Source organism: Vibrio sp. 811 (assembly GCF_033339195.1).
The window spans coordinates 1-565 of record NZ_JAWOUB010000744.1 but is presented as its reverse complement, the minus strand read 5'-3'; the positions used below and the strand labels follow the sequence as shown (position 1 = coordinate 565).

Genomic DNA, 565 nt, shown 5'->3' with positions numbered 1-565 from the left:
GCAACTCTTGGTGTTGATGACAGCTTTAATAACAACAGCGACAACTCAAACTCGAGCACTAACACAGCTCAAAGCCACAACGACAATAGTACGTCTAACGCTAACGACAACAGTACCAGTGCTGATCTTGATGTGAGCCTAAATAGTGATAGTAGTGATTCAAGTACTAACACAAATAGAAGCCACAACGACAACAGTGACTCTAGCGTCAACGGTAGCTTTAATGATAACAGCGATAATCGTAATCAAAGCGACAACCGTAACCAGAGTGATAACCGTAGCTACGCTGATTCAAGCACAACAAACTCGAACAGCTTTAACGACAATAGTAACTATCAAAGTGACTCGAGCTCAACAAATGTTGATAGCTTCAATCAAGTCCATATGGATACAGATATGGTTGTTGCGAGCTCAAGCCTAATGGGTGGTGTTACAGGTGCATCAGTTATTTATGCAACTAACGCGGATGATACTCGAGTTCGAGTTGAAAACATTAACACCCTTGGTGGTCTTGGTGGTGCTGCTGGTATTACTACCGTTGGTCAGAATGCTGGTTCAAATTCAC

General features: G+C 42.5%; 1 pseudogene. It reads left to right on the top strand.

Annotated features, from left to right (window positions below):
• A pseudogene (locus R7Q46_RS29170) lies at positions 1 to 565 on the top strand (dentin sialophosphoprotein); the annotation flags it as partial.